1 protein-coding gene is annotated in these 541 nt (G+C 38.1%); it reads left to right on the top strand.

Annotated elements, in window-relative coordinates; translation table 11 throughout:
* Positions 1–68 precede the first annotated feature (68 nt).
* Positions 69–541 (top strand): transposase (locus tag ACQV2G_RS09155; RefSeq protein WP_428876650.1); only part of this gene is annotated, 473 nt, incomplete at its 3' end.

Below are 541 nucleotides of genomic sequence, written 5' to 3'. Positions count from 1 at the left end.
TAAATCACCAACCTATGGTGATTTAGAGGGCTTTTTGATATATAATAAAAAGAAAACGGGTGATTTCTATGATGTCCACTAATGCAGAAAGTAAAACGTTCGAAGCACGTCATCAGATGGCTTTTCATGCGCTCGAAGACCTTGTTCCAGAAGAACATCTTCTGAGAAAAATTGATCGACATATTGATTTTTCTTTTATTTATGGACTGGTAGAAGATGTTTATTGCTTAGATAATGGACGTCCGAGCATTGACCCAGTGACACTGATTAAAATCCCTATCATTCAATATCTCTTTGGTATTCCAAGTATGCGCCAAACCATTCAAGAAATTCAGGTGAATGTCGCATATCGTTGGTTTTTAGGGTTATCTCTCACTGACCCAGTGCCACATTTTTCAACTTTTGGAAAAAATTATAAGCGTCGTTTCGAAGGGACAAGTATCGCCCAACAGATCTTTAGCCAGATTCTCACACAGTGTTTTGAAGCGGACATGATTGATTCTAAAGCTATTTTCATTGACGGCACCCATGTTAAAGCTTG

Origin of the sequence: Facklamia sp. P12955 (genome assembly GCF_050409565.1) — a bacterium.
In the GTDB taxonomy this organism is placed as follows: domain Bacteria; phylum Bacillota; class Bacilli; order Lactobacillales; family Aerococcaceae; genus Facklamia.
Note: the sequence above shows the minus strand (reverse complement) of the source record. Positions and strands in the feature narration are given on the sequence as shown.